Source organism: Actinoplanes nipponensis (genome assembly GCF_016862275.1).
Lineage (GTDB): Bacteria > Actinomycetota > Actinomycetes > Mycobacteriales > Micromonosporaceae > Actinoplanes > Actinoplanes nipponensis.
In genome coordinates this window covers 60,824-86,915 of sequence record NZ_BOMQ01000071.1, presented here as the reverse complement: position 1 = coordinate 86,915, position 26,092 = coordinate 60,824, and the positions used below count along the sequence as shown (strand labels likewise).

Sequence of the window (26,092 nt, the reverse complement as noted above, 5' to 3'; positions counted from 1 at the left end):
GCGACGGGCCGCGACGGCGAAGAATCCCCGCCGTGGAGACCACGCTGCTGCCCGTACCGCTGACCCCGGAGATCTCGCTGCACCTGGCCGGCGGCGGGGTGGGGTTGTTCGACGGCACCGGCGGCGCGTTCAGCAGCGACGTGCCGCCGCCGTTCTGGTTGTTCGTCTGGGCCGGCGGCCAGGCCCTCGCCCGGCACGTGCTGGACCACCCGGAGATCGTGCGCGGCCGCACCGTGCTCGACGTGGCGTCGGGCTCGGGGGTGGCCGCGATCGCGGCCGCGCTGGCCGGCGCCGAACGGGTGACGGCGCTGGACGTGGACCCGCTCGCGGTGGCGGCGGCGGCGCGCAACGCGACCGCCAATCACGTCACCGTCGACACCCGTACGGTGGACATCGCCGACCTGGACCTGCCGGCGGACGTCATCCTGGCGGGTGACGTCTTCTACACCCGCACGGTCGCCGACCGGATGGCGGCGCGGCTGCGGCGGGCGGCCCGCGAAGGCACCCGGATCCTGGTTGGCGACCCCGGACGGGGGTACTTCCCGGAGCGGCTCTTCACCCGTGTGGCTGAGTACGACGTGCCGGTGCCCGCCGCGCTCGAGGAGACCGAGTCACTGCTCACCGGCGTCTGGGAGATCCACACCACAATTGCCGCCGGGTAACCGCCCGGAAATGCTTTCACCAAGCAACCAGTTGTACGCTGCACGCATCTCGATGGGAGGTGCAGCAGATGACCGAACGTGACGCCCGCGACGCGAGTGGCCGTCTGGCCGAGGAACTTGTGCGATTCTCCCGGCTCGGCGCCCGCGCCAAGGGCATGCTCCACGTGGGGGATCTCGGCGCCGAGTTCTCCGCGCTGATGCTGCTGTTCCCGCTCCGGCACCAGGGGCCCATGCGGGTCACCGACCTCGCCGAGGTCAAGGGCGCCGACCCGTCGACCGTCAGCCGGCAGGCGGCCCAGCTGGTCAAGGCCGGGCTGGCCCGCCGCGAGGCCGACCCGGCGGACGGCCGGGCCTCCCGGCTCGCCGTCACCGCCGCGGGCCTGGCCGCCTGTGGACAGCTGCACGAGGCCCGCAACGCGCTGATCAGCGAGGCCCTGCGCGACTGGCCGGCCGAGCGGGTGCGGACGTTCACCGACCTGTTCCACGAATTCAACAGTTCCGTCGAGGCGCTCGTGCGCAGCGACCCAGCCGTACCAGCACGGGAGAACGCGTGAGTAACCCCAGCACCACCGCAGCCGCGGCGCCGGGACCGGCCGGCGGCCCGCCCGCCGGGCGCCCGTCGGTGGAATTCACCCACCGGCAGATCCTGACCATCTTGGCCGGTCTGATGATGGGCATGTTCCTGGCCGCCCTCGACCAGACGATCATGGCCACCGCGACCCGGACGATCGCCGACGACCTGCACGGCTTCGACCTGCAGGCCTGGGCCACCACGGCCTTCCTGATCACCTCGACGATCTCCACCCCGCTGTACGGCAAGCTCTCCGACATCTACGGCCGGCGCGGCTTCTTCCTGTTCGCCATCGCCGTCTTCGTGATCGGCTCGGTGCTCTGCGGCCTGTCCCAGAGCATGTACGAGCTGGCCGCGTTCCGGGCCATCCAGGGCATCGGCGCCGGCGGCCTGATGTCGATGGCGCTGGCCATCATCGGCGACATCGTGCCGCCCCGCGAGCGCGCCAAGTACCAGGGCTTCTTCCTGGCCGTCTTCGGCACCGCCAGCGTCATCGGCCCGCTGCTCGGCGGCTTCTTCGCCGGCCAGGACGAGATCTTCGGGATCACCGGCTGGCGCTGGATCTTCTACCTGAACGTGCCGATCGGCATCGCCGCGATGCTGGTCGTGGCGCGCGTGCTGCACCTGCCGCACACCCGCACCGACCACCGGATCGACTGGCCGGGCGCGGTCGCGCTGATCGTCGGCCTGGTGCCGCTGCTGACCGTGGCGGAACAGGGCCGCACCTGGGGCTGGGACTCGCCGCGGGCGCTGGGCTGCTACGCGGTCGGGCTGATCGGCATCGTGGGCTTCGTGCTGGCCGAGCGGGCGTACAAGGACGAGGCCCTGCTGCCACTGCGGCTGTTCCGGAACCGGACCGTGGCGGTCGGCTCGATCTCCAGCACGATCATCGGTATGGCCATGTTCGGCGGCCTGCTGACCGTGCCGCTGTACCTGCAGATCGTCAAGGGCTCCTCGGCGACCGAGGCGGGCCTGCAGATGATCCCGTTCGTCATCGGCATCATGGCCGGCTCGATCACCGCCGGCCAGCTGATCGCCCGCACCGGCCGCTACCGGATCTTCCCGATCATCGGCAGCACCCTGATGCTGCTCGCGCTGGGGCTGTTCTCGCTGATCGGCGCGGACACCCCGCTCTGGAGGACCATGCTGATCATGGTCGTGATGGGTCTCGGCCTGGGCGGCAACATGCAGCCGATGATCACCGCCGTGCAGAACGCGGTCTCGCCCCGGGAGATCGGCGTGGCCACCAGCTCGGTGACCTTCTTCCGCTCGATGGGCGGCACGCTGGGCACGGCGATCTTCCTGTCCGTGCTCTTCAACGTGGTCGGCGGGAAGATCAGCTCGGCCTACCGGACGGCCCAGGGCACGCCGGAGTTCCAGCAGGCGGTGGCGGCCGACCCGAGCCAGCTGCAGCGGCTGCAGCAGGCCCAGAGCGGCGACGCGCTGAACGACACGTCGTTCCTCGGCCGGCTCTCCGACGTGGTCTCGCACCCGTTCAAGGTCGGCTTCTCCGATGGCATCCACGTGGTCTTCCTGCTGGCCGCCGCCGTGATGATCCTCGGGCTGATCGTGGTGCTGTTCCTGCCGGAGATCCCGTTGCAGCAGCGCTCGGCCCAGCAGCAGCGGGCCGACGACGCCGCGGCTGCCGCCGCCAGCGACGGCGTGCCCGGCGAGGTCGGCGCGGGCCCGGCGGTGGGCACCAGCTCCCGCTGAGGCCGGCTCAGGACACCACAGGGTACGAGCGCGGCATGCGCTCGTACCCTGTGTCGTATGGCAGTCGTGAAGATCAACGCGATCGAGGTCCCCGAGGGCGCCGGTCCGCAGCTGGAGCAGCGCTTCGCCGCCCGGCAGGGCGCGGTGGAGAACGCGAAGGGCTTCCTCGCCTTCGAGTTGCTCCGCCCGGTGGGCGGCGGGAACCGCTACTTCGTCTACACCCGCTGGGAGACCGAGGAGGACTTCCAGGCCTGGTCGGCCGGCTCGGGGCGGGCGGCGCACGCCGGTGAGCGCGGCCGGCCCGTGGCCAGCGACGCCAGCCTGCTGGAGTTCGAGGTGGTCCAGCAGGTGCACAAGGCCGCCGGTTAGCCACGGCGGCCGGGGCGGCCGGCCTGGAACCGCCGAGATCAGTCCGCGTTGCGGGCGGCCGCTGCGATCAGCCGCTCCGCGACCGCCTGGCGGTCCAGCCCGAGCCGCTGAGCGGTCTCCTGGAGCACGGTGTAGGCCTCCTGCACGCCGCAGCCGCGCTGCGCGATGATCACGCCGGCGGCCCGGTCGACCGTCGCGCCCTCGCGCCGGCCCTCGCGCCGGCCCAGCTCGCCGAGCAGCAGCTCGGCCTGGTTGACCACGGCCATGGCGGTCAGCAGCAGCTCGGGGTTGATGCCGCCGGGGGTGCTGACGAACAGGCTCAGCGCCCCCACCGACGACCGCTGCACGTCCATCGGGATCGCCACGACGCTGTGCACCCCCTCGGCCCGGGCGGACTCGGCCAGCCGGGGCCAGCGCGGGTCGGACGGCAGGTCGGGGGCCGTCACCAGGCTCCGGGTGCGGGCCGCCTCCAGCGCGGGACCGTCGCCGTCGGCGTACTGGAGGTCGTCGAGGGCCTGGGCCGCGGTCCCGGAGGCGGCGAGGACGGGCGGGCCGCCCTCCCCGATCAGCGCCACGGAGCAGCGCAGGGTGCCGGGGACGGCCCCGGCCGCGAAGGCGGCCAGACGGTCCAGGGCCTGCGGCACGTCGTCGGCGCCGAGCAGGCGCGCGGTGAGCTCGTGCAGCAGCCCGGCGACCTCCACCGGGTGCGGCCCGATGGGCGCCTCGACACCCCGGGTCGCCGCCACGGCGCCGCGCGCCAGCAGACCGACCCCGAGATCCGGTACGGCGGCAGATGCGGCGCGCAGCACGGACGGGTCGCCCGTGGCCGCCGCCGCCAGCGGGCCCGCGGGCGTGATCACGGCCGGCGGGACGTCGTGCGCCGAGATGACGGTCTGCACTGCCGCGGGCGTACGCCGGCGGCCGGGGACGCCGGCCTGCTCCTGGGCCGCGCCGGCGCCGGAACCCGGCACGCGACGCGAGATGTTGCGCCCGAAGCTTCGTTGCGGGGCTGCCATTCGGCCGATATTGCCACGCGGATCGGCGAACCCGAAAGTCACGTCCACTACCGGGTGCCTTCCCCCGGCGTACTCGTCTGGCCCGATGTCCGGTGCTCGAGGAACGAGCTGGGCGCCGCCTCCAGGTCGGCCTCGCGCTCGTCCGACTCGGCGAGAATGGCCTCGGCCTGCGCCCGCGGGTCGCTGCTGCCGCCGGCACTGCGCTCCTCGGGCAGCAGGTCGGCGGCGCGCTGGTCTGTCCGGTCGTCAGTCATGGCGGGCGGATACCCGGGCCCGCGGAAACCGAACCTGCTTCTTGATCGGGCCGGTCCCGGCCGCGACGCAAAAGCGCCGCCCCCGGATCGGGGGCGGCGCAGTTGCGGATGTCGGTGTGCAGGTCGCCTCTCGGCGAAAGGCTCAACGCGGCTCCAGCCGAACGGTATTCCGCGAAGGCAAAGGGTGAGGCCCGGGGACACTGATCACACCGACATCCGTGTCAACCGTCGGCCGGGTCCGGTGATTCCGGTAGCGGATGTGACCCAGCCCACACCGTTTGGCCGGCCGGACCGCGGGTAGACGAAGCCCCGTGAGTGACTTCCAGGCGCTGGACGACTACCTCGACGAGGCCTACACCGGGCAGGAACGGCTCAGCAGCGCCGACCTGCAACGGGGCGCCATCGCCGCCGACCTGCCCGCCACCGCGCTGACCCGCATCGACGCGCTCCCCGAGGGCGAGTACGCCCAGGACGAGGCCGCCGAGGCGCTGCGCACGCTCGATGTCTGACCCCTGCCCGGCCGACCTAGGAGCGAGATGACCCAGCAGAACGAACGCCTGCCCGCCTTCGGCGACGAGGAGGCCGTGCCGGACGGCGACAGCGACTTCGCCGGCGAGCACTCCGACACCGTGGTGGACCGCGACGTCCTCGACGGTGAGCAGGGCGAGGAGGAGAGCCCGCGCGGTTGGTCGGGCCTGGAGGGCGACGGCCCTCCCTGACCGGCGCCGAACGACGACACGAAGCCCCCGGCCGTGCGGCCGGGGGCTTCGTCGCGTCGTGGGGCTCAGGCGGCCTGGGCGAGCCGCGGGCGGTCGTCGTCGCTGCGGTGGTCGCCCTCCGCGGCCTCCTTGGCCAGCGAGTACGCCATCTGCAGGAAGTCGGAGACGGCCGTCGCGGTGAACACCGTCGCCGCCAGCCGGGTCAGCCGGGGCGCGAACACCAGCCCGCTGGTCAGGCCCGTCGCGACCCACACCGCCAGGCAGAACGGGCAGCTGACCAGCTCACCGATCGAGTGGCGCAGCGCGCTGCCCTGGTCGCGTACCTCCTCGTTGATCTCGCCGCTGCCGCCCGGCTCCGCGTAGCGGGTGAACGGCGCGCGCAGCGGGCTGGTGATCGCGTCCTTGGCGATCAGCCGGCTCAGCTTGTGCGTCGCGATCGAGATCAGCACGATGTCGGCGGTGGCCGGCCGGTCCGGCACCGGCTTCCCGGTCAGCCTGGCCGCGCCGGCCAGGCTGCCGGCGAGCAGGCCGAACGCGCCCATGGTGGCCACGTAGCCGTCCAGCGGCCGGTGCTCGTGAGGCGCGTAGCTGCGCCGCAGCCGGTTCAGCCGGCCGCGTACCGAGGAGATCATGAAGTTCGGGGTCCTCTCAGAAGTCCTGGGTGAGCCGGCCGGCGTCGACCTCGCGCCCGGCGTACCGGGACAGGTATTCGTTCTCCAGCTCCTCGGTCCGCCGCAGGTGGTTGGCCAGGGCCGCGTCCGGGCCGTGCCGCAGGGTCTGCAGCCGGGTGCGGTGCAGGCTGGCCAGCTCGCGGAACAGGTCGTCGTCGGCCAGCCCCGCGGGGTCGATGCCGGTCTCGGAGCCGACCAGCTCCTCGCCGGCGGAGTCGATCCGGGCGTCGGTCATGACGGCGCTCCCTTCCTCGGTCGGATCAGTGCTTGCCGCAACGGTTGCCCGAGCGCCCTGCCGTCAAACCCGCCGGTACCCTGAGGAGCATGAAAGGGCTGTGGACCCCCGCGTGGATCGCGCGCCACATCCTGGCGCTCACGCTCGTGGCCGGCTTCCTGGCGCTGGGCTGGTGGCAGTTCAGCCGCGCGACCGGTGGAAACACGCTGAGCTGGGGCTACACCTTCGAGTGGCCGGTGTTCGCGGCGTTCGTGGTGTTCATCTGGTTCCGCGAGGTCCAACAGGAGCGCCGCGGCGCCCGCGGCCCGCAGGAGCAGCCCGAGCCGGAGCAGTCGCCGGTGCCCCGCCAGGACGCCGCGGTGACCGTGCGCCGCCCGGTGCGCGTGCCGGTGACGCCGGCCGCGCCGGTCGAGGACGACGATCCCGAGCTGGCCGCCTACAACGACTACCTGAGCTGGCTGGCCGCCCACCCCGGGGCCCGGCCGAGCGACTACCCCGGCCGGCGCGCCAGCGCGGGCTGAGGCAAGACCGTCGAGTTCAAGAAGGACGTGGATCGTGCAGGGAGCCCTCACCCGCTACCGGATCATCGCCTGGATCGTCGGCGTGGTCCTCATCGTGCTCGTCGTCATCGGCATGCCGCTGAAGTACCTCGGCGACAACGACACGGTGGTGGCCACCGTCGGCCCCTTCCACGGTTTCCTCTACATGGTCTATCTGGTGGCCTCGTTCGACCTGAGCCGCCGGCTGCGGTGGCCGCTGGGGCGGATGCTGCTGGTGATGCTGGCCGGGACGATCCCGTTCCTGTCGTTCTGGGCCGAGCGCGTCGTGTCGCGGCGGTGGGCAGTCGAGGCGGCCGATGTCCCGCCGGCCATGGCCGAGTAGAAGTCACGCTTCGGAACCGCTTTATCGCCCCCCGCTATCGGGATCATTCTCTTATTTGTGATCATTGACCCAAGTCACTCTGCGGCCTCTTGTGTTAATGCCGCGCGCCGATAAGTTAATGCGGTTGGTCCGGTCCGCAGCCACATCCTCGGTGGCGCCGGCCCACGCCGCCGAATCCTCGCCGGTGGAAACGGACGATCCCGATCCCCCAGGATCACCGTCGAAACCACGTCGAACCGGGGAACCAACCGAAGCAGCACCGGGGTGAATCCGCGCCAGCGGTAGGGGCCTTCTTCCCGCACCGAACCCGTCAGCTAACCCGGTAGGCGGCCATAGCGGAAGAAAGGCCACATACCGTTGCCACACACCCGCACGAGGCTCCGTGCGCTGGTGGTCGCCACCCTCGCGCTCGCGATCACCGCCACCACCGCGACCGCCGCATCCGCGGAACCGTCGACGAGTGAGCTCACCAAGAAGATCGACAAGGCTTCCGACCAGCTCGAGGACATCGTCGAGTCGTACAACAAGCTGAACATCAGCCTGAAGAAGACCAAGGCCGACGAGAAGCAGCTCGCCGCGTCCCTGGCTCCGGCCAAGGCCGCGCTGGCGGCGGCCGGCACGCAGATGGACAGCATCGTGAAGTCGGCGTACATGACCGGGCACGTCGGGGCCATGAACGTCGTGCTCGAGGGCTCGGACAACCTCATGGACAGGATGAGCATCCTCGAGCAGATCTCCCGCAGCCGCGGCCGCGACATCGCGGCGTACCGCGCGACCACGGAGAACTACGCCGAGCGGCAGGCCGCGCTCAAGGCCACCCAGGACAAGCAGGCGGCCGAGCTCAAGGAGCTCAACGCCCGCAAGAAGAAGATCGAGGCCGACCTCAAGAAGCTGTACGCGATGCGCACCGCCGCGTACGGCAAGGCCACCGAGACCAGCAGCAAGTACACCGGAAGCATCCCGTCCATCGCGGGCTCGGCCGGCAAGGCGGTCACCTTCGCCTACAACGCGCTCGGCGTCATGTACGACTACGGCGCGGACGGCCCGGACGGCTACGACTGCTCCGGCCTGACCTCCGCGGCCTGGCGGGCCGCCGGAAAGTCGCTGCCGCACAACGCCGCGGCGCAGTACAGCGCGACGACCCGGATCTCGCGGTCCGACCTCAAGCCGGGCGACCTGGTGTTCTACCGCAGTCTCGGACACGTCGGCCTGTACGTCGGCGGCGGTCAGATCATCGACGCCTCGCGCGCGGGCCAGCCCGTCAAGAAGCGGACGATCGACATCATGCCGCCGTACGGCTACGGCCGGGTCAACTGACCCACCCGGCACGCGAAAAGGCCGGTGTCCCCGCAAGGGGCACCGGCCTTTTCGCCGTTGCGATGCTGCGACCTAGGCGGCCTGCAGGCCCTCGGCCCGGGCCAGCTCGCGCAGCCGGCCGAGCGCCTGGATCTCGAGCTGGCGGATCCGCTCCCGGGAGAGCGAGAAACGCGACGCCACCTCGGTCAGGGAGTGCTCGCGACCGTCCTCGAGGCCGTACCGGGCGCGCATGATGCCCGCCGACCGGTCGTCGAGGTGGTTCAGCAGGCCCTCGATGCGCTGACGCTCCAGCGCGGTCAGGACGATCTCCTCGGGCGACGGCGCGTCGCTGTCGGCGACCAGGTCGCCGAGGTTGGTGTCGCCGTCGTCGCCCACCGGGGTGTCCAGCGACACGGTGTCCTGGGCCCAGCGGGTCAGCTCGGTGACGCGCTCCACCGTCACGCCCAGCGCCGCGGCGACCTGCGCGGGCTCCGGGTCGGCGCCGAGCTCGCGGACGAGCTGGCGGGTGACGTTGCGCATCCGGTTGACGTCCTCGACCAGGTGGACGGGGAGGCGCACGGTGCGCTCCTGCTGGGCGATCGCCCGGCTGATGGCCTGGCGCACCCACCACGTGGCGTAGGTCGAGAACTTGTAGCCCCGCTCGTAGTCGAACTTCTCGACCGCGCGGACGAGGCCGGTGTTGCCCTCCTGGATCAGGTCCAGCATCGGCATGCCGGAGCGTACGTACCGGCGGGCGATCGACACGACGAGTCGCAGGTTGGCGCGAATGAAGAGATCCTTCGCCCGCTTGCCCTCGGTGACGAGCCGCTCCAGCTCCTCCCGGCTCACGCCGCGACGGAGCTCGCCGGTGTCGAGCAGGTGCTCGGCGTAGAGCCCGGCCTCGATTGCCTTGGAGAGGTCGACCTCCCTGGCAGCATCCAGCAGCGGCGTCCGGGAGATTTCGTGCAGGTAGACTCCGACGAGGTCGCGCTCCTCGGCAACCTGGTCGGTCCTCATCACGGTGCTCTTCTCCACGTTGCCCACGGTCCCCTCATTGCCTTCACTAACCCTGTTACGGGCAATACCTGCGTCCATCAGCCCTCCCCGTAACGTCCGCAGTTCATGCATTGCGGTGCTGACACCTACCTGAACAGTTGGCGCTCTGCGCTGATTCCGGCTGGTGAGTCGAAAGTGTCACGAGTGTCTGAGCGCCAGCTGAGAGCCGCGTGGATACTTACTGAAGAGGGCTCTCACACGAGTATTCGGAGCCACACCCGGCGCTGGATGCGTTACGTGACGCATACCCTCCGCCCGCTTCATGACACCATCGGCCCCTCATTCGTCGCAGCGACGGGCATCACGGATCCGGCTGCGACGCTCGTCACTACCCAGTACGGCCTGGTAGCCGAATGGGTTCACGTCCAGCATCGACAGGTTGCCGCCGGGCATGAATCAAATGCCAGGGCAAAACGTCCCGTAGCCCACCGTGCCGGGAGCCCCTGCCACGATGCGGCACGACGAGCCGCAGTTCACTCGCCCGTCCGGGTGACCCACCCAGGGATGACGGCCGATCGGTCGGCCGGGTTGCGCCGTTCCGCCGACTCCCGCGCCGAGTGAGGGAAAACACACCGTTACGGTTAACGATATGGATCGCAGTGTGCTGGTAACCGGAGGAGCGGGCGGGCTCGGCGGGGCCGTCCTCAAGGCGCTGCGGGATCAGGACTGGCGCATCGTCGCCCCGGTCCGGACGGGCGGCGCCGGGCGACTGCCCCAAGGTGTGGTGACCGTCACGGCGGACCTGAACGATCCCGCCGAGGTGGCGGCGGCCGTCGCCACGGCGAGCGCCGAGCCGGGCGCGCCCCTCCGAGCCGTGATCAACCTGGCCGGCGGGTACGCGGGCGGCGGCCCGGTGCACGAGACCCCGGTCGAGGACTTCGAGGCGATCCTGCGCGCCAACCTGCGGCCCACGTACCTGGTGACCGCGGCCGCGCTGCCGCACCTGGTGGACGCCGGCGGCGGCTCGGTGGTCTGCGTCTCGTCCCGGGCGGCCGTGGCCCCGTTCGCCGGAGCGGCCGGATACGCCACCGCCAAGGCCGCCGTGCTGGCCTTCGCCAACGCCGTCGCGGTCGAGTACCGCAAGAGCGGCGTGCGCTGCAACACCGTGCTGCCGAGCGTCATCGACACCCCGGCCAACCGGGCGGCCCAGCCGGGCGCCGACTTCTCCCGCTGGGTCACCCCGGCCGAGATCGCCCAGGTGATCACCTTCCTGGCCGGCGACGGCTCCGCGCCGACCAGCGGCGCCACGATCCCCGTCTACGGCCGGGCCTAGAAGCCCTCCACCAGCTGGCAGGTGAGCGCCGAGGCGGCGGCGGCCAGGGTGACGGCGGTCAATAGCAACGCCCGGGCCTGCAGGAGCACCGCCCCTGCCCGGCGTGGCTCGGCGGGCACCCGGGGCGCGGGCACCGGCACCGGCGCCGGGAGCCAGGCCCGCAGGTGGGCGAGCAGGGCCTGCTGCACCTGCTCGGGGGTGCCGTTGGCGTCGACGACCACGAAGTTGCCGTACTCGGGCAGGGCCTCGTAAGCGGCCGTGGCGGCGCGCAGGTAGGACATCTCCTCGTGGTCGTAGCCCCGGCGCTCGATCCGGTCATGGGCCACGGCCGGGTCGACGGCCAGCAGGAACGTCACGTCGGGGCGGGGGAAGACCCGGTAGGCCAGCCGGGCCCGGCGCTCGGCCCGGTTGAGGCGCTGCGGGCGGGGCGTCTTGGCGTGCGCGCGGATGCTCGCGTACTGGCAGACGGCGTATCTGTCCATGATCGCGATCTCGCGGGTGACCGTGCGCCGCAACAGCGTGCGCAGGATCGCCAGCCAGCGCAGCACCGACTCCACGAAGAGCATCGCCTTGCGACCGAGCAGGTGTTCGCCGTCGCGCCGGCCGAGCGCGGTGGCCAGCCGGCCGAACCAGCGCCGGCCGCCCGCGTTGCGCCGGTAGCTCGCCGGCAGGCCCCGCGCGGCCAGCGCGTGCGCCAGCTCGTGGGCCTGGGTGGTCTTGCCGGAGCCGTCGATGCCGACCAGGGCCACCGAGCGCAACGGGCGGACGGTGGCGGCGACGGGGTGTTCATCGTCGAAAGCGGGACGGGCGGACTCGAGGTCGGGGACCATACCCACCAACGGTACCTGGCACAGTCACGCTCGGTTCCGCCCCGAACGGGCATCGGGTGTGAAGGCGGGCAGCCCCGGGTAGACGGGGAGGTGCCAATACGCATGCCCATCAACGCAGGGAGACCGCCATGCCGCACCGGGTGGACGAGGGCCTGGTCACCACGCTCAAACGGGTCGCCTCCGTGCTCAAACAGGCGGAAGTCCCGTTCGCGCTCGGCGGCAGCTTCGCGGTGTACGCCCACGGCGGGCACTCCAGCGATCACGACGTCGACTTCCTGATCCGCGAACAGGACAAGGCACGCGCGCTCGAGGAGCTGTCCGCGGTCGGCTTCGAGGTCGAGCAGCCGCCCGAGGACTGGCTGGTCAAGGTGTTCGACGAGGGCCGGATGGTGGACCTGATCTACCGCCCGGTCGAGTCGCCGGTCACCGACGCCACGCTGCGCGACACGGTGATGCGCCCGGTCGAGGCGATCAACATGCCGGTGCTGTCGGCGACCCAGCTGATGGTGCACAAGCTGCTCAGCTACACCCAGCACTACTGCGACTTCGCCACCGGGCTGCCGGTCGCCCGCTCGCTGCGGGAACAGATCGACTGGGACCGGGTCCGCGCGGAGACCGCCAAGTCGCCGTACGCGGAGGCGTTCCTGGTCCTGCTCGACCGCCTCGACGTGGTGGCGCAGCCGACGGACGCCCGCCTGACCGTGGGGGGATGAGATGACACCGCAGCTCGACGAATACCTGGAGGCGGAGATCCAGCGCCTGCTCACCGAGAGCGGGGCGACCGCCGAGCAGGGCATCACCCTGCAGCGCCGCGAGCACCGGCTGGTGCTGGGCGGCGAGGTGGAGAGCGCGCAGCGCCGCGACGAGATCTGCCGGCAGATCACCGCGCACTTCCCGGACGTGGAGATCGCCTGCGACATCGGCATCGTGCGCGCCGCGGCGCCCAGCGAGGTGGAGGAGATCTCATGATCCGCATTGCCGCCGTGGGTGACGTCCACGTCGACAAGGACGTCCTGGGCCGCTATCGGCCGGCCCTGGAGCAGCTGCCCGGGGTCGCCGACGCCCTGCTGATCGCCGGCGATCTGACCCGGCACGGCACGGTCGAGGAGGCCAAGTGCATGGCCACCGAGTTCGGTGACGTGGGCGTCCCGGTCGTGGTGGTGCTCGGCAACCACGACCACCAGAGCGACCAGCAGGACGCGGTCAGCGACGTGCTGCGCGACGCCGGCATGACCGTGCTCGAGGGCGACACCACGGTTCTGGAGCTGCACGGGCACCGGCTCGGCATCGCCGGGGTGAAGGGCTTCGGCGGCGGTTTCGCCGGGGCCTGCGCCAGCAAGTTCGGCGAGCGGGAGATGAAGAACTTCGTCGGTACGACCGAGGCGATCGCCGAGCGCCTCGGGGCGGCGCTGCGCGGGCTGGACGTCGATGCGCTGGTGGCGCTGACGCACTACTCCCCGGTGCCCGAGACGCTGGTCGGCGAGCCGCTGGAGATCTATCCGTTCCTGGGGTCGTACCTGCTGGGGCAGGCGATCGACTCGGCGCCGACCGCGCTCGCCCTCCACGGCCACGCGCACCACGGCAGCGAGCGGGGCCGTACGCCCGGCGGGGTGCCCGTCCGCAACGTGGCCCACCCGGTCATCAAGCAGGCGTACAACGTCTATCAGCTGCTCACCGACACCGTCGACGCCGGTCTGACCAGCGTCTGAGCCGATCCGGCCGGCCCGGCCCCGTCCCGCCCGCGAGGGCGGCGGCGGGGCCGCGGTATTTCCCGAACTTTTTTCCGTGGGCGCCGGTGGGGCAGGTTTTCGATCTGAGGCCCTCGGGTATCAGATCCGCATGGCTCTTCTACTCTGGATTCTCGCAGTCATCCTCGTGGTCGCCGGCATCCTCGCGCTGTTCCGGCGGCAGATCCTCTGGGGCGTCGTCCTCATCATCGTCGGCCTCCTCGTCGGTCCCGGTGGCGTCAGCATCTTCAACGTCTAACCGTTCCGCCCTCCCCCGGCAGAACCCCTGACCGGTCACCACGACCGCACCGGGGCTGCCGTATGGCTACCTCCCGCAGGCAGCCATACGGTGGCCCCGGTTCTCTTTGCGTAGCGGAACGCACACAAGGTGCGATGCCCCACATCGGACCTATGGCGTAATCCTCAGCGAACTGTTCCCGATGTTCGTGAGGACGTGACGACAACGTGGCCGAGGTCCATCACTTCACCTATGGGGCCTTCAACCCGATCGCGGCGTATCTCGTCGCGGTGCTGGGCTCCTTCCTCGGCCTGCTCGCCACCGGCCGGGCGCGCGGCGCCCGCTCCCGGGGCCGGCGCAACCGCTGGCTGATCATCGCGGCGTTCTCGATCGGCGGGGCCGGCATCTGGCTCATGCACTTCACCGCGATGCTCGGCTTCGACGTGCCGCAGAGCCCGGTGCGCTACACCCCCTGGCTCATGATGGCCAGCCTCGGGCTGTCGGTGGTGACCGTCGGCATCGGGCTCATGGTCGTCGGCCACGGCCGGCGCAGCCTGCCGAAGATCGCGCTGGCGGGCCTCTTCACCGGGGCCGGGGTGCTGGCGATGCACTACACCGGGATGGCCGGGCTGCACGTGTCCGGCACGATCCACTTCAACCGGGCGCTGGTGGCCGCCTCCGCCGTCATCGCGGTCGTGGCGTGCACCGCCGCGCTCTGGTTCGCCGTGTCCGTGAAGGGCTGGTTCCCGATGGCGGGCGCCGCCGCCCTGATGGGCGCCGCCGTCGCCGGCATGCACTACACCGGGATGGCGAGCATGTCCGTCGAGCTCAGCCCGGACGTCTCCACCACGGTCAGCGGGATCAAGCCGCTGCTCATGATCGTGCCGATCACGCTGGTCAGCGCCGCGCTGATCCTCGGCGTCGCGCTCAGTGCCCTGCAGGCCATGACCGACGAGGAGTTCACCGAGGGCGACGGCGTGCCGCGCCGCGGAATGCACGCGGAGAACCCCTGGTCGCTCCGGCAGGCGTCGCTGGCCGCGCCGGTGCTGCGGCGCAGCCCGGCCGGCCGCCCGTCGAGCGTGCCCCGGCCCTCGCCGCGCCCGGTCCCGCCGAGGCCCAAGCCGCTGGTAGAGGAGCCGCTGCTCGACGTTCCCTCCTGAACGCGGGCCCACGCGACCCCGCGGTCCGGTATACCTGATCGGCATGGCGCCAAGGATGCTGCTGTCGATGCCGTTGCACGCGATCACCGAGGTGTACGGCGAGGCCGGGCTGCGCGAGCGGTTCTCCCTCGAACTGCTCGAGTTCCCGGCCGACGACCGGCGACAGCTCGAGGAGGCGCTGGACCTGGCCGCCCGGCTGCACGCCGACGACCGGCGGGTGCGCGAGCCGTACCTCAACCACCTGCTGCGGGTCGCGATCCGGATCATCCGCTACTACGGCATCCGGGACGTGGACGTGCTCACGGCGGCCCTGCTGCACGACGCGGTCGAGGACCATCCGGCCGAACTGGCCGGTCTGGACCCCGCGCTCGGCCACCAGGCGCTGACCGACGCCGCGGTGGCCGAGCTGGCCCGCCGGTTCAACCCCCGGATGGCCGAGCTGGTGCGGTCGGTGACCAACCCGGAGTACGACCCGGAGCGCGACCGGCACGAGCAGTACCGGGCGCACGTGGCGGACAGCCTCGAACGGGATCCGTGGGCGCGGGTCATCAAGGTCTCGGACTTCACCGACAACGGCGTCGGTGTCATCCACACCACGTATGACAAGGCTCGCAGCTCGGCCATCAAGTACCGCCCGCTGGTGCCCAAGCTCCGCGAGCTGGTCGGGCGTCCGGACACCCCGCTGTCGGTCGCGGCCAAGGATCACATCCTGGACCAACTCGATTTAGCTGAGGAACGCTTCGCCGCGATTCTGGACGGCTGAGGGGGCCGGCCGGGCCCCGGCCGTTTAGCCTGGACCCATGCCCTCCCCCCAGACCGACTGGTGGCGCAGCGCCGTCATCTACCAGATCTATCCGCGTTCCTTCGCCGACAGCAACGGCGACGGCATGGGCGACCTGCCCGGCATCACGGCACGCCTGGGCGATCTGCGCGAGCTCGGCGTGGACGCGGTGTGGCTGTCGCCGTTCTACCCGTCGCCCCAGCACGACGCCGGCTACGACGTGGCCGACTACCGCGCGGTCGACCCCCGCTTCGGCGACCTGGGCGACGCCGACAAGATGCTCGCCGAGGCGCGGGCCCTGGGCCTGAAGGTCATTGTCGACCTGGTGCCGAACCACACCTCCCACGACCACGCCTGGTTCCGGGAGGCGCTGGCCGCCGGGCCGGACAGCCCCGAGCGCGAGCGCTACATCTTCCGGGACGGCCGCGGCCCCGACGGCAGCGAGCCGCCGAACGGCTGGCAGAGCGTCTTCGGCGGGCCGGCCTGGGAACGGGTCGACGACGGCCAGTGGTACCTGCACCTGTTCGACGTCTCGCAGCCCGACCTCAACTGGGACAGCCCCGAGGTGCGCGCGGAATTCGTCTCGGTGCTGCGGTTCTGGCTCGACCGGGGCGTCGCCGGCTTCCGGGTGGACGTGGCCCACGGCCTGATCAAGAACGCCGACTTCGCCGACTGGCACTACGCGGGCGAGATCCTCGGCGGGCTCGCCCCCGAGGGCGCCCCGCCGCCGCCGATGTGGGACCAGGACGGTGTCCACGAGATCTACCGCGAGTGGCGCGCGGTCCTCGACGAGTACGAGGGCGGCCGCATCCTGGTCGCCGAGGCGTGGGTCCAGCCCGCCGACCGCCTGGCGCGGTACGTCCGGCCCGACGAGATGCACCAGGCGTTCAACTTCGAGTACCTGGACACGCCCTGGTCGGCCGACCCGCTGCGCAAGGTCATCGACACCACCACGGCCGCCAACGCCGCGGTGGGCGCCCCCACCACCTGGGTGCTCTCCAACCACGACGTGGTGCGGCACGCGACCCGGCTGGGCTACCCGGTCGGCGAGCCCCGCAAGCACGGCATCGGCATCGGCGACCCGCAGCCGGACGTGGCGCTGGGCCTGCGCCGGGCCCGGGCGGCGACGCTGCAGATGCTGGCCCTGCCCGGCTCGGCGTACCTCTACCAGGGCGAGGAGCTGGGGCTGCCGGAGGCCACCGAGATCCCGGACTCCTACCGGCAGGACCCGGCCTGGGAACGGTCCGGGCACGCCGAGCGGGGCCGCGACGGCTGCCGGGTGCCGCTGCCGTGGGAGGCCGACGCCCCCTCGTACGGCTTCGGGCCGGCCGACGCGAGCTGGCTGCCGCAGCCCGCGGTCTGGGCCGAGTACGCCCTGGACCGCCAGCGCGGCGTGACCGGCTCGACGTACGAGCTCTACCGGGCGGCGCTGCGCCTGCGGGCCGCCCACGGCCTCGGTGCCGGCACGCTGAGCTGGGTCGACACCCCGGCCGACGTGCTGGCGTTCCGCAACGGCGGGCTGCTGGTGCTGACCAACTTCGGCGACGCCCCGGCCGAGCTGCCGCTCAACGCCCGGGTGCAGCTGGCCAGCGAGCCGCTCACCGCCGACGGCCGGGTGCCGCAGGACGTCACGGTGTGGGCGCGGGTCTGACCGTCTCCCGCTGGCCGTAGGTGGCCAGGGCCGCATGGGTTTCCGCCATGTCCCTGGCCACCGTCCGGCTGGCCAGCCAGTACATGATCCCGGTGGGCACGAAGAAGAGCTGGAAGGCGGCCAGGCCCACCGCGTAGTTCAGCGGCGGCGGGAACGCCCCGGAGAGCCGGCCGAAGGCGACCGCGACCAGCGCGTTGCCGCCGGCCCGGCCGAAGCCGTTGACCAGGTTGCCCAGGCTGTAGACGGTGCCGCGGTGCTCCGGCGGGTTGACGTCGGCGATCAGCGCGAACCAGTTCGGCGAGTTGGCCGAGGTGAGCGCGAGCGCGAAGACCGCGGTGGCCAGGCTCAGCCCGACCGTCGGCTCGGTGACCACGTCGCCCAGCACGGCCAGCACCACCGCGCCGGGGCTGCCCCCGTTCGGCACGTCGATGCGGAACGGCACGAAGAACAGCACCACGTAGAACGGCACGGCGGCCAGCACGCCGACCGCGGCGACCAGGGCCCGGCCGCGCGGGGTACGGCGTTGCAGCCGGTCGCCGATGAGCCCGCCGAGGATCGACAGGGCCCCGCCGAGCTGGAAGAGGGTGGCGAACACGCTGCCGATGATCACGGCCGTGGCGGTCGTGTAGCCCTGGTCCTCGGCCCGGGAGCGGAACAGCACCGGCAGCCAGACCAGCGAGCCGAAGGCGATCTGCGCGGTGCAGCCCTGCAGGATCAGCCAGACGTTCGTGCGCCGGCCCAGGATCCGGGGCAGGTGGTCGTGGTGGATGCGCTCGTCGTACTGGACGCCGGCGAGCTCGGGCTGGCTGTCGCCGCGCGGCACGTCGAAGGTGACCAGGTAGGCCGCCGTGGCGATCACCCCGGCCACGGCCACCACCAGGAACGGCCGGCGCCAGTCGGTCGAGCCCAGCACCCCGGCCAGCAGCGTGCCGGCGAGCGTGCCGATGCCCTGCGACAGGCCCCAGAAGCTCATCACCAGGCCGCGGCGCCGCGGCGAGATCAGGTCGCTGACCACGGAGAAGCTGACGCTGGCGACCCCGCCCAGCCCGATCGCGGCCAGCGCCTGCGAGCCCAGGAAGGACGGGTAGCTGCCGGCCAGGCCGGACCAGGCCGTGCCGGCCACCCAGATCAGGGTGCCCGCGACGAGCACCGGCTTGCGGTCGAGGCGGTCGCCCGCGTACGCCCAGACGATGGCGGCGACCGCGCTGATCAGGAACATCACCGTGGTGGCGAGGGCGATGTGGCCCTCGCCCACGTCGTACTCGGTGGCGATGCTGCCGTACAGCGGGGGGACGAGGTTGATCGCCACGTTGTCCAGGGACGCGAGGATGACGAAGACGATCACGCTGTACGCGCGATGCGCCGGGCCTCCGCGCCTGCTCACGCGACAGAGGTTAGCGACCCCATCCGACCACCCCGCCGCCGCCCTTCAGCGGACTGAAGGCCGCCTGTCCAGCACGGAGTCCCGGGCCGCGGCGTACTGCTCCCGGATCAGCGGGACGCTGCTGTCCTCGTACACCTCGGGGGTTTCCGCCGACCACGCCGGCGGCGCGTCACCACCCACGGTGACCCACGCGGCCTGGCGGGCGGCCCCGTCCGCGACGTATTCACCCGGCGGCGGGACCAGCACGGGCAGGCCGAACAGCGCCGGCGCGATGCGGCGGACCGCCTCGCTGCGGGCGCCGCCGCCGACCAGCACGATGCGGTTCGCCGTCGCGCCCTGCGCGACCAGCGCGTCCAGCCCGTCGGCGAGCGCGCAGAGCATGCCCTCGACCGCGGCCCGGGCCAGGTGGGCCGGGTCCGACGTGCGCAGGGTCAGGCCGTGCACGGCCCCGGTGGCGTTCGGCCGGTTCGGGGTGCGCTCGCCTTCCAGGTACGGGATCAGCACCAGCCCGTCCGCCCCCGCGGGCGCGGACAGCGCGAGCCGGGACAGCTCCTCGTGGTCGACGCCGAGCAGCCGGGTCGCCGCGTCGAGCACCCGGGCGGCGTTCAGGGTGACGACGATGGGCAGGAACCGGCCGGTGGTGTCGGCGAAGCCGGCGACCGTGCCGCTCGGGTCGTCGGGGGCGACGTCGGAGGAGACGAACACCGTGCCGGACGTGCCGATGGAGATCATCACGTCCCCGGGCAGCGCCCCCGCACCCAGACCGGCCGCCGCGTTGTCGCCGGCCCCCGGGCCGAGCGGAGCGCCGTTGGGCAGGTGACCGGCGATGCCGGTCGGGCCGAGCACCTCCGGGACGATCAGCCGCCTGCCGAAGCCGAGCTCCAGCAGGTCGTGGCGGTACTCGTTGGTCTTGGCCGACCAGTAGAGCGTGCCGCTGGCGTCGCTGCGGTCGGTGCGCAGGGTGTCGAGGCCCCGCGCGCCGGACAGCTTCCAGGTCAGCCAGTCGTGCGGCAGGCAGACCGCGGCCACCCGGGCCGCGTTCTCCGGCTCGTGGCGGGCCAGCCAGCGCAGCTTGGTCAGCGTGAAGCTGGCCACCGGCACGATGCCGACGGCGTCGACCCAGGCCCGGCGGCCGGTGTCGCCGCCGCCGAGCTCGTCGATCAGGTCGGCCGCGGCGCCGGCGCTGCGGGTGTCGTTCCACAGCAGCGTCGGCCGCACGACCTCGCCGTCGGAGTCCAGAACCACCATGCCGTGCTGCTGGCCGGCGACGGCGGCGGCGGCCACGTCGTCCAGGCCGCCGGCCTCGTCGATGGCCTGTTGCAGCGCGGACCACCAGGCATCGGGATGCACCTCCGTCCCGTCGGGGTGGGTCGCCCGCCCCTGCCGGACCAGCTTGCCGGTCTCGGCGTCACGGATGACCACCTTGCAGGACTGGGTCGAGGAGTCGATCCCGGCTACCAGCGTCATGGGATTCATCTTCCGTCAGGGGGTCAGCGTGCGCGCAGCACGTGGTCGATGGCGAGCTGGTGCAGGCGCACGAAGTGGTAACCCTGGGCGCCGGCCGCGTCCGCGTCGTACTCCTCGAACGCGCTGCGGTCGTTGAGCAGGTCCTCGTACGTCTCGCCGGGGCTCAGCGTCGGCGTGGACAGCTCCAGGACCTTGCTGGCCGCCAGCGCCTCCTGCACCTCGGGGTCCGCCCGGAACGCCTGCGCCCGCTCCTTCAGCAGCAGGTACATCCGCATGTTGGCCTTGGCCGACTCCCACACGCCGGTGTAGTCCTCGGTGCGCGAAGGCTTGTAGTCGAAGTGGCGCGGTCCGTCGTAGCCCGGGCCGCCGCCGGGGCCGCCGTGCTCCAGCAGGTCGACCAGGGAGAACGCGTTGAGCAGGTCGCCGTGGCCGAAGACCAGGTCCTGGTCGAACTTGGGGCCGTGCTGGCCGTTGAGGTCGATGTGGAAGAGCTTGCCGTGCCACAGCGCCTGGGCGATGCCGTGGGTGAAGTTGAGGTTCGACATCTGCTCGTGGCCGACCTCGGGGTTGATGCCGAACAGCTCCGGGCGCTCCAGGTCGTGCACGAACGCGATCGCGTGCCCGGCGGTCGGCAGCAGGATGTCGCCGCGCGGCTCGTTGGGCTTGGGCTCGATGGCGAAGCGCAGGCCGTAGCCGCGGTCCTCGGAATACTGGGCGATCAGGTTCAGGCCCTCGCGGTAACGGTCGAGCGCCGCCTGCACGTCCTTGGCCGCGTCGTACTCGGAGCCCTCGCGGCCGCCCCACAGCACGAAGGTCTTCGCGCCGAGCTCGGCGGCGAGGTCCATGTTGCGCAGCACCTTGCGCAGCGCGTAGCGCCGCACGGAGCGGTCGTTGCTGGTGAAGCCGCCGTCCTTGAACACCGGATGGGTGAACAGGTTGGTGGTCACCATCGGCACCACCATGCCGGTCTCTTCGAGCGCCTTCTTGAAGTTGGCGATGACGCCGTCGCGGGTGTGCGCGTCGGAGCCGAACGGGACGAGGTCGTCGTCGTGGAACGTGATGCCGTAGGCGCCCAGCTCGGAGAGCTTGTGCACGGCCTCGATGGGGTCGAGCGGGGCCCGGGTGGCGTCTCCGAACGGGTCGCGGGCCTGCCACCCGACGGTCCAGAGGCCGAATGAGAACTTGTCTTCGCGCGTGGGCTGGACCGACACGGTTACCTCCACGTAACAGGGCTGATTTGTTTATTGGTTGAATTATTTGACCGCGGTGTGGCATTGTCAAGGGCGTGACGGGCCGGATGATGAGTGCTCAGGGGTCGCCGGTCCGGCAATCGAGCGTGCGCGCCCATAATCTCGCGCTGGTGCTGCAAACCGTGGCGAACAGCCCAGATCCGATATCTCGGGCAGCGGTGGCCACGGTCACCGGGCTCACCCGGGCCACCGTCTCCGCGCTCGTCGACGACCTGGTCACCGGCGGCCTGCTCACCGAGCGCGAGCCGGCCCCGCGCACCGGCGCCGGCCGGCCGGCGGTGGGCCTGGCGGTGGCCCCGGACGGCCCCGCCGGGCTGGGGCTGGAGATCAACGTCGACTACCGGGGCGCCTGCGTGGTCGATCTGGCCGGCACCGTCCGGCACCGCCTGGTGGAGCCGGGCGACCAGCGCCTGGCCGGGCCGCAGGAGGCGCTGGCCGGGCTGGGCCGGCTGGCCGCCCGGGCCCGGGCCCTGGCCGAGGCGGACGGGCTGACCGTCGCCGGCGCCGTCCTCGCCGTGCCCGGCCTGGTCACGGCCGGCGGCGTGGTCCGGATCGCCCCCAACCTCGGCTGGCAGGACGTCGTCGTCGGCGAGCTGCCCGGCGGGCCGGCGATGACCGTCGACAACGAGGCCAACCTCGCCGCGCTCGGCGAGCTCGACGTCGGCGACCTGCCCCGCGACTTCGTCTACGTCTCCGGCGAGATCGGCATCGGCGCCGGCATCGTGCTCGACGGCGCGCTCTACCGGGGTTCCCGCGGCTGGAGCGGCGAGATCGGGCACATCCCGATCGACCCCGACGGCCCGGCCTGCCGGTGCGGCGCCCGCGGGTGCCTCGAGCAGTACGCCGGCCAGGAGGCGGTGCTGCGCGCCGCCGGGTCCGACACCGTCGCCGCGCTGGCGATCGCCGCGGCCGCCGGTCAGGCCGCCGCGCTGGACGCCCTCACCGCGGCCGGCGCCGCCCTCGGCACGGCCGTGGCCACCGTGGTCAACCTGCTCGACGTGCGGACGATCGTGCTCGGCGGCTGCTATGCCTCGCTGCTGCCCTGGCTGCGCGACGGGATCGCCGCGGAGGCCGGCCGGCGGGTGCTCACCGCGGCCTGGTCACCGGTGCAGTTGCGGGCCGCGACGCTGGGCCCGGACGCGGCGATGCTGGGCGCGGCCGGCTCGGTGCTGCGCGGCGTGCTCGACGATCCGGCGCGCTGGCTGTCCCGCCCCCGGCCCTGACCCGGCCGGAGCCGGGCCGCCGGTCAGGCCGACCGGACGGCCGCCCCCGGGGTCTCGGCCTCGGCCACGGCCGCGAACTCGGTCAGGCCGCGCAGCAGCGCCGCCCGGCCCGCGGGCGTCATCCGCCCCAGCACCTCGTTCAGCAGCTCGCGGCGGGTGGCGCGCAGATGCTCGAGGAGGTGCCGCGAGGACGGGGTCAGGAACAGCGCGATCTCCCGGCGGTCGGCCCGGCCCGGAGCCCGTTCCACCATGCCGGAGGCGACCAGCCGGTCGCAGAGCCGGCTCGCCGAGGAGAGGATCATCCGCAGCTGGGCCGCCAGGCCACGCAGGTTGATGCCCTCCTCGCGCTCGACCACGAGCAGGGCGTTCAGCTGCGGGCCGGAGAGCAGCGGGGTGGCCCGCTGGCGGGCGGCGTCCCACGTGGCCAGCAGTGCGGGCGCGGCGTCGTCGACTGCCGCGGCGCGCATCGGGTCCGGCCCATCCGGCCCATGGTGTTCGGCCATGGTGCAGCAGAGACTACCCGTACGCCGGAGGCTGCCGAAGGGTGGAAACGTGTCCGACCGATTGACCGCCGTCCGGCGCGCGCTGCTCGACTCCCCCGCCGATCGGCTGGTCGAGTGCCTGGCCGAGGCGGTCGCCAAGGAGTACGCGGTGACCGACCTCGACCTCCTGCTGGTGGACTACCGCCTGGCCACCCTGCTACCGGTGCTCGGCGGCCCGGCGGTGACCCGTCCCGGCGACCCGGCGTGGCGCGCGTTCGACCACCAGGCCGACGTCGCCGCCGGACAGGTCCGGTACGTGCCGGTGACCGCCCGCGGCGAACGCATGGGCGTGCTGCGGTACACGCCGGGCCCGGACCAGGAAACCCCCCGGGCCGAGCTCGCCGAGGTCGCCACCATGCTCGGGCACGAGTTGCAGGCGGCGGGGGCCGGCACGGACCGGTACACGGTGGCCGCCCGTACCCAGCGGCTGACCCTGGCCGCGGAACTGCAGTGGGAGCTGCTGCCCGGGCGCAGCCGTGCCGAGCCGTCGTTCAGCCTGGCCGGGCAGCTCGAGCCGTCGTACGCGGTGCGCGGCGACAGCTTCGACTGGTCGGAGCAGGACGGGCGGCTGTACCTCAGCGTGCTCAACGGACACGGCGACGGGATGAGCGCCGCGCTGTTGACGTCGCTGGCCACGTACGCGTTGCGCAACGCCCGCCGCGCCGGGCTGGCGCTGGCCGACCAGGCCGCCCTGGCCGATCAGGCGATCTTCGCCCAGCACCGCGGCGGCCAGCACGTGGAGACGCTGCTGCTGGAGCTGGAGCTGCGCACGGGCGCGGTGCGGGCGGTCGATGCCGGCTCGCCGCGGATGATGGTGCTGCGTGCCGGGGAGGTGCTGGACCAGCCGCTGGAGGCCCAGTTCCCGCTCGGCATGTTCGAGACCTCCGAGTACACCCCGCAGTCCTTCACCCTGCTGGCCGGCGACCGGCTGTTCATCGTCAGCGACGGCGTGTTCGACGCCGCCGGGCACAACAGCCGCTACGGCGAGTCCGCGTTGCACCGCTTCGTCCGGCGGACCGGGACGCTGGCGCCCCTGCAGGCGGTCCGTTCCCTGCTCGGTGACCTGCGCGCCTTCGTCGGCGGCGAGCTGGACGACGACGCGGTGGCGGTCTGCCTCGACTGGAACGGCGACCCGGCGCCCTGAGCACCCGGCGCACCGAAACGACCGCCGGTCCCCCGAGGGGAGCCGGCGGTCGTGGGGTGAGCGGAGCGTCAGCTGGCGGCGCCCGAGCGGGACGAGATCGCCTCGAGGAAGATGTCGGCGATCTTGGCCGGGTCCGGCGCGACGAAGACGCCGCCGTCGGGCGTGGCCTTGGCGATCGCCTCCAGCTCGCCGCGGTCGACCTCGTTGCCGATGCCGATGATCACCAGGCGCACCGGGCGCTTCGGGTCGACGAGCTTCTTCAGCTCGCTGACCAGCGTGGACCGGCTGATGCCGTCCGGGTTCTTGTTGGCGCCGTCGGTGAACAGCAGCACCGAGTTGACCCGGCCCGCCTGGTAGCTGTCCTGCACAGTGCGGTACGCCGCCAGCGCGGTGTCGTAGAGGCCGGTCTGGCCGCCGACCTTGGGCTGGATCTGCTGGATCGAGTCGGCCAGCGCGGCGCGGCGCGAGGAGAGCGGGCTGATCGGCTCGATCTGCTTCCACGGCCGCTTGCCCACCAGCTCGGTGGAGAAGATCCAGGTGCCGACCGCCCACTTGTCGTCGAACAGGGACAGACCCTGGGACGCGGCCCGCCGGGTCACCTCGGCGCGGGTCAGGCCACCGGCCGTGGGCACCTTGGTGAGCATCGAGCCGGAGACGTCGAAGACGGCGAGCGCGCGGCCCGGCAGGGTGATGGCCGCCCAGCTGCCGAGCGCCCTGTTCAGGGAGCCGGCGTCGAGCCCGGCAGCCGCGGCGCCCTGGGTGCCGCCGCCGTCGGCGGGCGCCGGGACGGGCGAGGCCTGCGGCGCGCCGATCGGGGCGGCGAATCCGGTGCCGACCGTGCCGTCGGGGCCGCGCAGGCCCGAGGCGGCCAGCTCGTTCTTGAAGTTGGGCTGCTCCAGCGCCTGCCGCAGCCCGGTGGCGGCCGCGGCCTTGGTCAGGTCGACCTCGGGCATGACCGCGAACGGGTAGTCCAGCGCGGGCGGGGTCGGGTCGAGATACAGCGCGGCCAGCTTCACCTGCGGCCGCTCGGCGTTGTACGCGACCACGTCCTCCTCGGACAGCGGCGCGGCGCTGATGCTGCTGGCCAGGTCGGCCGCGTCGAGCGAGCGGGGGAACTTCTGCAGCAGGTCCTCGCGCAGCGAGGAGCTGCCGGCCGCCAGCGCGCGCAGGGCGCCGACCTGGGTGGCCTTGGCCTGCGGGTCGGAGCCGGTGACGCTGCCCAGCGCCAGCAGCCCGGCCAGGCCGGCCGCGTCGCGGGTCGGGTCGACGATGCCGGTGCGCAGCGAGTTGCCGGTGGTCATCTTCTCCAGCAGGTCCGCCCAGCCGAGCTTCTTGTCGGGCCAGCCGACCTGCTGGGCGACGGGCTCCGGCATGGCGACGACGACCGGGCTCCGGGCGATCGACTTGCCGTCGGTGGGCACGAAGCCGGAGGCCTGCGTGCTCAACCGCAGCAGCCAGGTCGACGAGTCGGGGACCCACACGTCGGGAATGGGCACCGACTTGCCGACCGGGCCGAGCCCGGTGAGCGTGACCCCGTGCTTGAGCGCCAGGGCGGAGGCCGTGGTGGCGGAGTTGACACCGGTCACGGTCACGGTGACACAGGTTCCGTTGACGTTGGCGCCGCCGGAGCTCCACTGCTGAGCTACGCGGTCCACGGCGGGGGCGATCTCGGTGGCGGCAGCGACGGTCAGTTTGATCTGACCGGAACACTTGTCACCGGCGAGACTCTGATAGCCGAGCCAGGAACCGGCGAGGACGACCACGATGGCCATCGCGGACGCGACGGCGCTGGCTCCCCGGATATTGAAATTTCTGCGATGGCGGCCTGACACGCGCTCCATACTGCGCAGTAGCGGACCCGAATGCCATATACGTTCGGACGAAAGTTACTCGGATTGGATTTATCACGTACTTAATTCACTTTACGTGACGAAGCCAATCCGGGCAGTGCGCAGGACTTCGCGCCGTCTGCCCCTTT

General features: G+C 72.2%; 29 protein-coding genes, 1 pseudogene and 1 riboswitch. Of the genes and pseudogenes, 19 read left to right on the top strand and 11 right to left on the bottom strand.

Annotated elements, in window-relative coordinates; genetic code table 11:
* Positions 1-32: 32 nt before the first annotated feature.
* From Ani05nite_RS30650 to Ani05nite_RS30635, 4 genes are all read left to right on the top strand, one after another.
* On the top strand, positions 33-662 hold the full coding sequence (locus tag Ani05nite_RS30650) for a class I SAM-dependent methyltransferase (protein WP_203774175.1): 630 nt from the start codon (positions 33-35) through the stop codon (positions 660-662).
* 68 nt (positions 663-730) lie between these two features.
* Positions 731-1,216 carry a MarR family winged helix-turn-helix transcriptional regulator gene (locus tag Ani05nite_RS30645; protein WP_203774173.1) on the top strand — a complete coding sequence of 162 codons (486 nt, stop codon included), beginning with the start codon at positions 731-733 and terminating at the stop codon, positions 1,214-1,216.
* Positions 1,213-2,946: an MDR family MFS transporter gene (locus Ani05nite_RS30640; protein ID WP_203774171.1), complete on the top strand. Its 1,734-nt coding sequence runs from the start codon at positions 1,213-1,215 to the stop codon at positions 2,944-2,946. The genes Ani05nite_RS30645 and Ani05nite_RS30640 overlap by 4 nt, the downstream gene beginning before the upstream one ends.
* 57 nt (positions 2,947-3,003) lie before the next feature.
* Positions 3,004-3,315, top strand: coding sequence for an antibiotic biosynthesis monooxygenase family protein (locus Ani05nite_RS30635; RefSeq protein ID WP_203774169.1), 312 nt, complete (start codon positions 3,004-3,006; stop codon positions 3,313-3,315).
* Between the two features lie 38 nt (positions 3,316-3,353).
* Here Ani05nite_RS30635 and Ani05nite_RS30630 read toward each other — a convergent pair whose 3' ends face one another.
* Positions 3,354-4,286 (bottom strand): GAF and ANTAR domain-containing protein, encoded by a 933-nt coding sequence (locus Ani05nite_RS30630; protein ID WP_239130786.1) that lies wholly within the window; start codon positions 4,284-4,286, stop codon positions 3,354-3,356.
* A 92-nt stretch (positions 4,287-4,378) separates the two neighbouring features.
* A complete protein-coding gene (locus Ani05nite_RS30625) occupies positions 4,379-4,585 on the bottom strand; it encodes a hypothetical protein (protein WP_203774165.1) in 207 nt (68 codons plus the stop codon).
* Between the two features lie 311 nt (positions 4,586-4,896).
* Here Ani05nite_RS30625 and Ani05nite_RS30620 point away from each other — a divergent pair, with 311 nt between their 5' ends.
* Both Ani05nite_RS30620 and Ani05nite_RS30615 read left to right on the top strand, forming a co-directional pair.
* The gene (locus Ani05nite_RS30620; protein ID WP_239130785.1) at positions 4,897-5,094 is read left to right on the top strand and encodes a hypothetical protein; all 198 of its coding nucleotides are present in this window, start codon (positions 4,897-4,899) and stop codon (positions 5,092-5,094) included.
* Between the two features lie 27 nt (positions 5,095-5,121).
* The gene (locus Ani05nite_RS30615) at positions 5,122-5,304 is read left to right on the top strand and encodes a hypothetical protein (RefSeq protein ID WP_203774161.1); all 183 of its coding nucleotides are present in this window, start codon (positions 5,122-5,124) and stop codon (positions 5,302-5,304) included.
* Positions 5,305-5,369: 65 nt separating this feature from the next.
* Here the strand turns inward: Ani05nite_RS30615 and Ani05nite_RS30610 are convergent, their stop codons facing one another.
* Positions 5,370-5,933, bottom strand: coding sequence for a DUF1360 domain-containing protein (locus Ani05nite_RS30610; protein ID WP_203774193.1), 564 nt, complete (start codon positions 5,931-5,933; stop codon positions 5,370-5,372).
* Positions 5,934-5,952: 19 nt separating this feature from the next.
* A pseudogene (locus tag Ani05nite_RS30605) lies at positions 5,953-6,192 on the bottom strand (DUF6158 family protein); the annotation flags it as partial.
* A 107-nt stretch (positions 6,193-6,299) separates the two neighbouring features.
* Here Ani05nite_RS30605 and Ani05nite_RS30600 point away from each other — a divergent pair.
* The 3 genes from Ani05nite_RS30600 to Ani05nite_RS30590 all read left to right on the top strand — a co-directional run bounded on the left by Ani05nite_RS30600 (position 6,300) and on the right by Ani05nite_RS30590 (position 8,409).
* Positions 6,300-6,731: a hypothetical protein gene (locus Ani05nite_RS30600; protein WP_203774159.1), complete on the top strand. Its 432-nt coding sequence runs from the start codon at positions 6,300-6,302 to the stop codon at positions 6,729-6,731.
* Positions 6,732-6,765: 34 nt separating this feature from the next.
* A complete protein-coding gene (locus Ani05nite_RS30595; RefSeq protein WP_203774158.1) occupies positions 6,766-7,092 on the top strand; it encodes a DUF3817 domain-containing protein in 327 nt (108 codons plus the stop codon).
* Between the two features lie 208 nt (positions 7,093-7,300).
* Positions 7,301-7,435: riboswitch (cyclic di-AMP (ydaO/yuaA leader) on the top strand.
* A gap of 47 nt (positions 7,436-7,482) precedes the next feature.
* Positions 7,483-8,409: a C40 family peptidase gene (locus tag Ani05nite_RS30590; RefSeq protein ID WP_239130784.1), complete on the top strand. Its 927-nt coding sequence runs from the start codon at positions 7,483-7,485 to the stop codon at positions 8,407-8,409.
* A gap of 72 nt (positions 8,410-8,481) precedes the next feature.
* Here Ani05nite_RS30590 and Ani05nite_RS30585 read toward each other — a convergent pair whose 3' ends face one another.
* Entirely contained in the window at positions 8,482-9,483 is a 1,002-nt protein-coding gene (locus Ani05nite_RS30585; RefSeq protein WP_203774157.1) for a sigma-70 family RNA polymerase sigma factor, read from the bottom strand.
* Positions 9,484-10,033: 550 nt separating this feature from the next.
* On the opposite strand from Ani05nite_RS30585, the gene Ani05nite_RS30580 reads away from it, so the two are divergent.
* A complete protein-coding gene (locus Ani05nite_RS30580; RefSeq protein ID WP_203774156.1) occupies positions 10,034-10,717 on the top strand; it encodes an SDR family NAD(P)-dependent oxidoreductase in 684 nt (227 codons plus the stop codon).
* Here the strand turns inward: Ani05nite_RS30580 and Ani05nite_RS30575 are convergent.
* On the bottom strand, positions 10,714-11,547 hold the full coding sequence (locus tag Ani05nite_RS30575; RefSeq protein ID WP_203774154.1) for a nucleoside/nucleotide kinase family protein: 834 nt from the start codon (positions 11,545-11,547) through the stop codon (positions 10,714-10,716). The genes Ani05nite_RS30580 and Ani05nite_RS30575 overlap by 4 nt on opposite strands.
* A 128-nt stretch (positions 11,548-11,675) precedes the next feature.
* Here Ani05nite_RS30575 and Ani05nite_RS30570 point away from each other — a divergent pair, with 128 nt between their 5' ends.
* The 7 genes from Ani05nite_RS30570 (at position 11,676) to Ani05nite_RS30540 (ending at position 17,104) form a co-directional block, all read left to right on the top strand.
* Complete coding sequence (locus Ani05nite_RS30570; protein WP_203774152.1) at positions 11,676-12,260, top strand: nucleotidyltransferase; 585 nt, start codon at positions 11,676-11,678, stop codon at positions 12,258-12,260.
* Between the two features lies 1 nt (position 12,261).
* A complete protein-coding gene (locus Ani05nite_RS30565; RefSeq protein ID WP_203774150.1) occupies positions 12,262-12,516 on the top strand; it encodes a hypothetical protein in 255 nt (84 codons plus the stop codon).
* Positions 12,513-13,256: a metallophosphoesterase family protein gene (locus Ani05nite_RS30560; RefSeq protein WP_203774148.1), complete on the top strand. Its 744-nt coding sequence runs from the start codon at positions 12,513-12,515 to the stop codon at positions 13,254-13,256. Before Ani05nite_RS30565 ends, Ani05nite_RS30560 begins: the two co-directional genes overlap by 4 nt.
* 130 nt (positions 13,257-13,386) lie before the next feature.
* Positions 13,387-13,533 carry a GPGG-motif small membrane protein gene (locus tag Ani05nite_RS30555; protein ID WP_172666564.1) on the top strand — a complete coding sequence of 49 codons (147 nt, stop codon included), beginning with the start codon at positions 13,387-13,389 and terminating at the stop codon, positions 13,531-13,533.
* Between the two features lie 206 nt (positions 13,534-13,739).
* Positions 13,740-14,672 (top strand): MHYT domain-containing protein, encoded by a 933-nt coding sequence (locus Ani05nite_RS30550; RefSeq protein WP_203774147.1) that lies wholly within the window; start codon positions 13,740-13,742, stop codon positions 14,670-14,672.
* Positions 14,673-14,715: 43 nt separating this feature from the next.
* Positions 14,716-15,435, top strand: coding sequence for an HD domain-containing protein (locus Ani05nite_RS30545; protein WP_203774146.1), 720 nt, complete (start codon positions 14,716-14,718; stop codon positions 15,433-15,435).
* Positions 15,436-15,472: 37 nt separating this feature from the next.
* Positions 15,473-17,104: a glycoside hydrolase family 13 protein gene (locus tag Ani05nite_RS30540; protein WP_203774145.1), complete on the top strand. Its 1,632-nt coding sequence runs from the start codon at positions 15,473-15,475 to the stop codon at positions 17,102-17,104.
* On the opposite strand, the gene Ani05nite_RS30535 is transcribed toward Ani05nite_RS30540, so the two are convergent.
* Genes Ani05nite_RS30535 through xylA form a run of 3 tightly spaced genes read right to left on the bottom strand, consistent with a single transcriptional unit; the run spans position 17,082 to position 21,166 of the window.
* The gene (locus Ani05nite_RS30535; protein ID WP_203774144.1) at positions 17,082-18,488 is read right to left on the bottom strand and encodes an MFS transporter; all 1,407 of its coding nucleotides are present in this window, start codon (positions 18,486-18,488) and stop codon (positions 17,082-17,084) included. The genes Ani05nite_RS30540 and Ani05nite_RS30535 overlap by 23 nt on opposite strands.
* 45 nt (positions 18,489-18,533) lie before the next feature.
* A complete protein-coding gene (xylB, locus tag Ani05nite_RS30530; protein ID WP_203774143.1) occupies positions 18,534-19,955 on the bottom strand; it encodes a xylulokinase in 1,422 nt (473 codons plus the stop codon).
* 23 nt (positions 19,956-19,978) lie between these two features.
* Positions 19,979-21,166 (bottom strand): xylose isomerase, encoded by a 1,188-nt coding sequence (xylA, locus tag Ani05nite_RS30525; RefSeq protein WP_203774142.1) that lies wholly within the window; start codon positions 21,164-21,166, stop codon positions 19,979-19,981.
* 197 nt (positions 21,167-21,363) lie between these two features.
* On the opposite strand from xylA, the gene Ani05nite_RS30520 reads away from it, so the two are divergent.
* On the top strand, positions 21,364-22,428 hold the full coding sequence (locus Ani05nite_RS30520; protein WP_377880218.1) for an ROK family protein: 1,065 nt from the start codon (positions 21,364-21,366) through the stop codon (positions 22,426-22,428).
* A gap of 23 nt (positions 22,429-22,451) precedes the next feature.
* Here the strand turns inward: Ani05nite_RS30520 and Ani05nite_RS30515 are convergent, their stop codons facing one another.
* A complete protein-coding gene (locus Ani05nite_RS30515; protein ID WP_239130783.1) occupies positions 22,452-22,895 on the bottom strand; it encodes a MarR family winged helix-turn-helix transcriptional regulator in 444 nt (147 codons plus the stop codon).
* Positions 22,896-22,980: 85 nt separating this feature from the next.
* Here Ani05nite_RS30515 and Ani05nite_RS30510 point away from each other — a divergent pair, with 85 nt between their 5' ends.
* A complete protein-coding gene (locus Ani05nite_RS30510) occupies positions 22,981-24,114 on the top strand; it encodes a PP2C family protein-serine/threonine phosphatase (protein ID WP_239130781.1) in 1,134 nt (377 codons plus the stop codon).
* Positions 24,115-24,182: 68 nt separating this feature from the next.
* Here Ani05nite_RS30510 and Ani05nite_RS30505 read toward each other — a convergent pair whose 3' ends face one another.
* Positions 24,183-25,886, bottom strand: coding sequence for a substrate-binding domain-containing protein (locus Ani05nite_RS30505; protein WP_203774138.1), 1,704 nt, complete (start codon positions 25,884-25,886; stop codon positions 24,183-24,185).
* Positions 25,887-26,092: the final 206 nt, after the last annotated feature.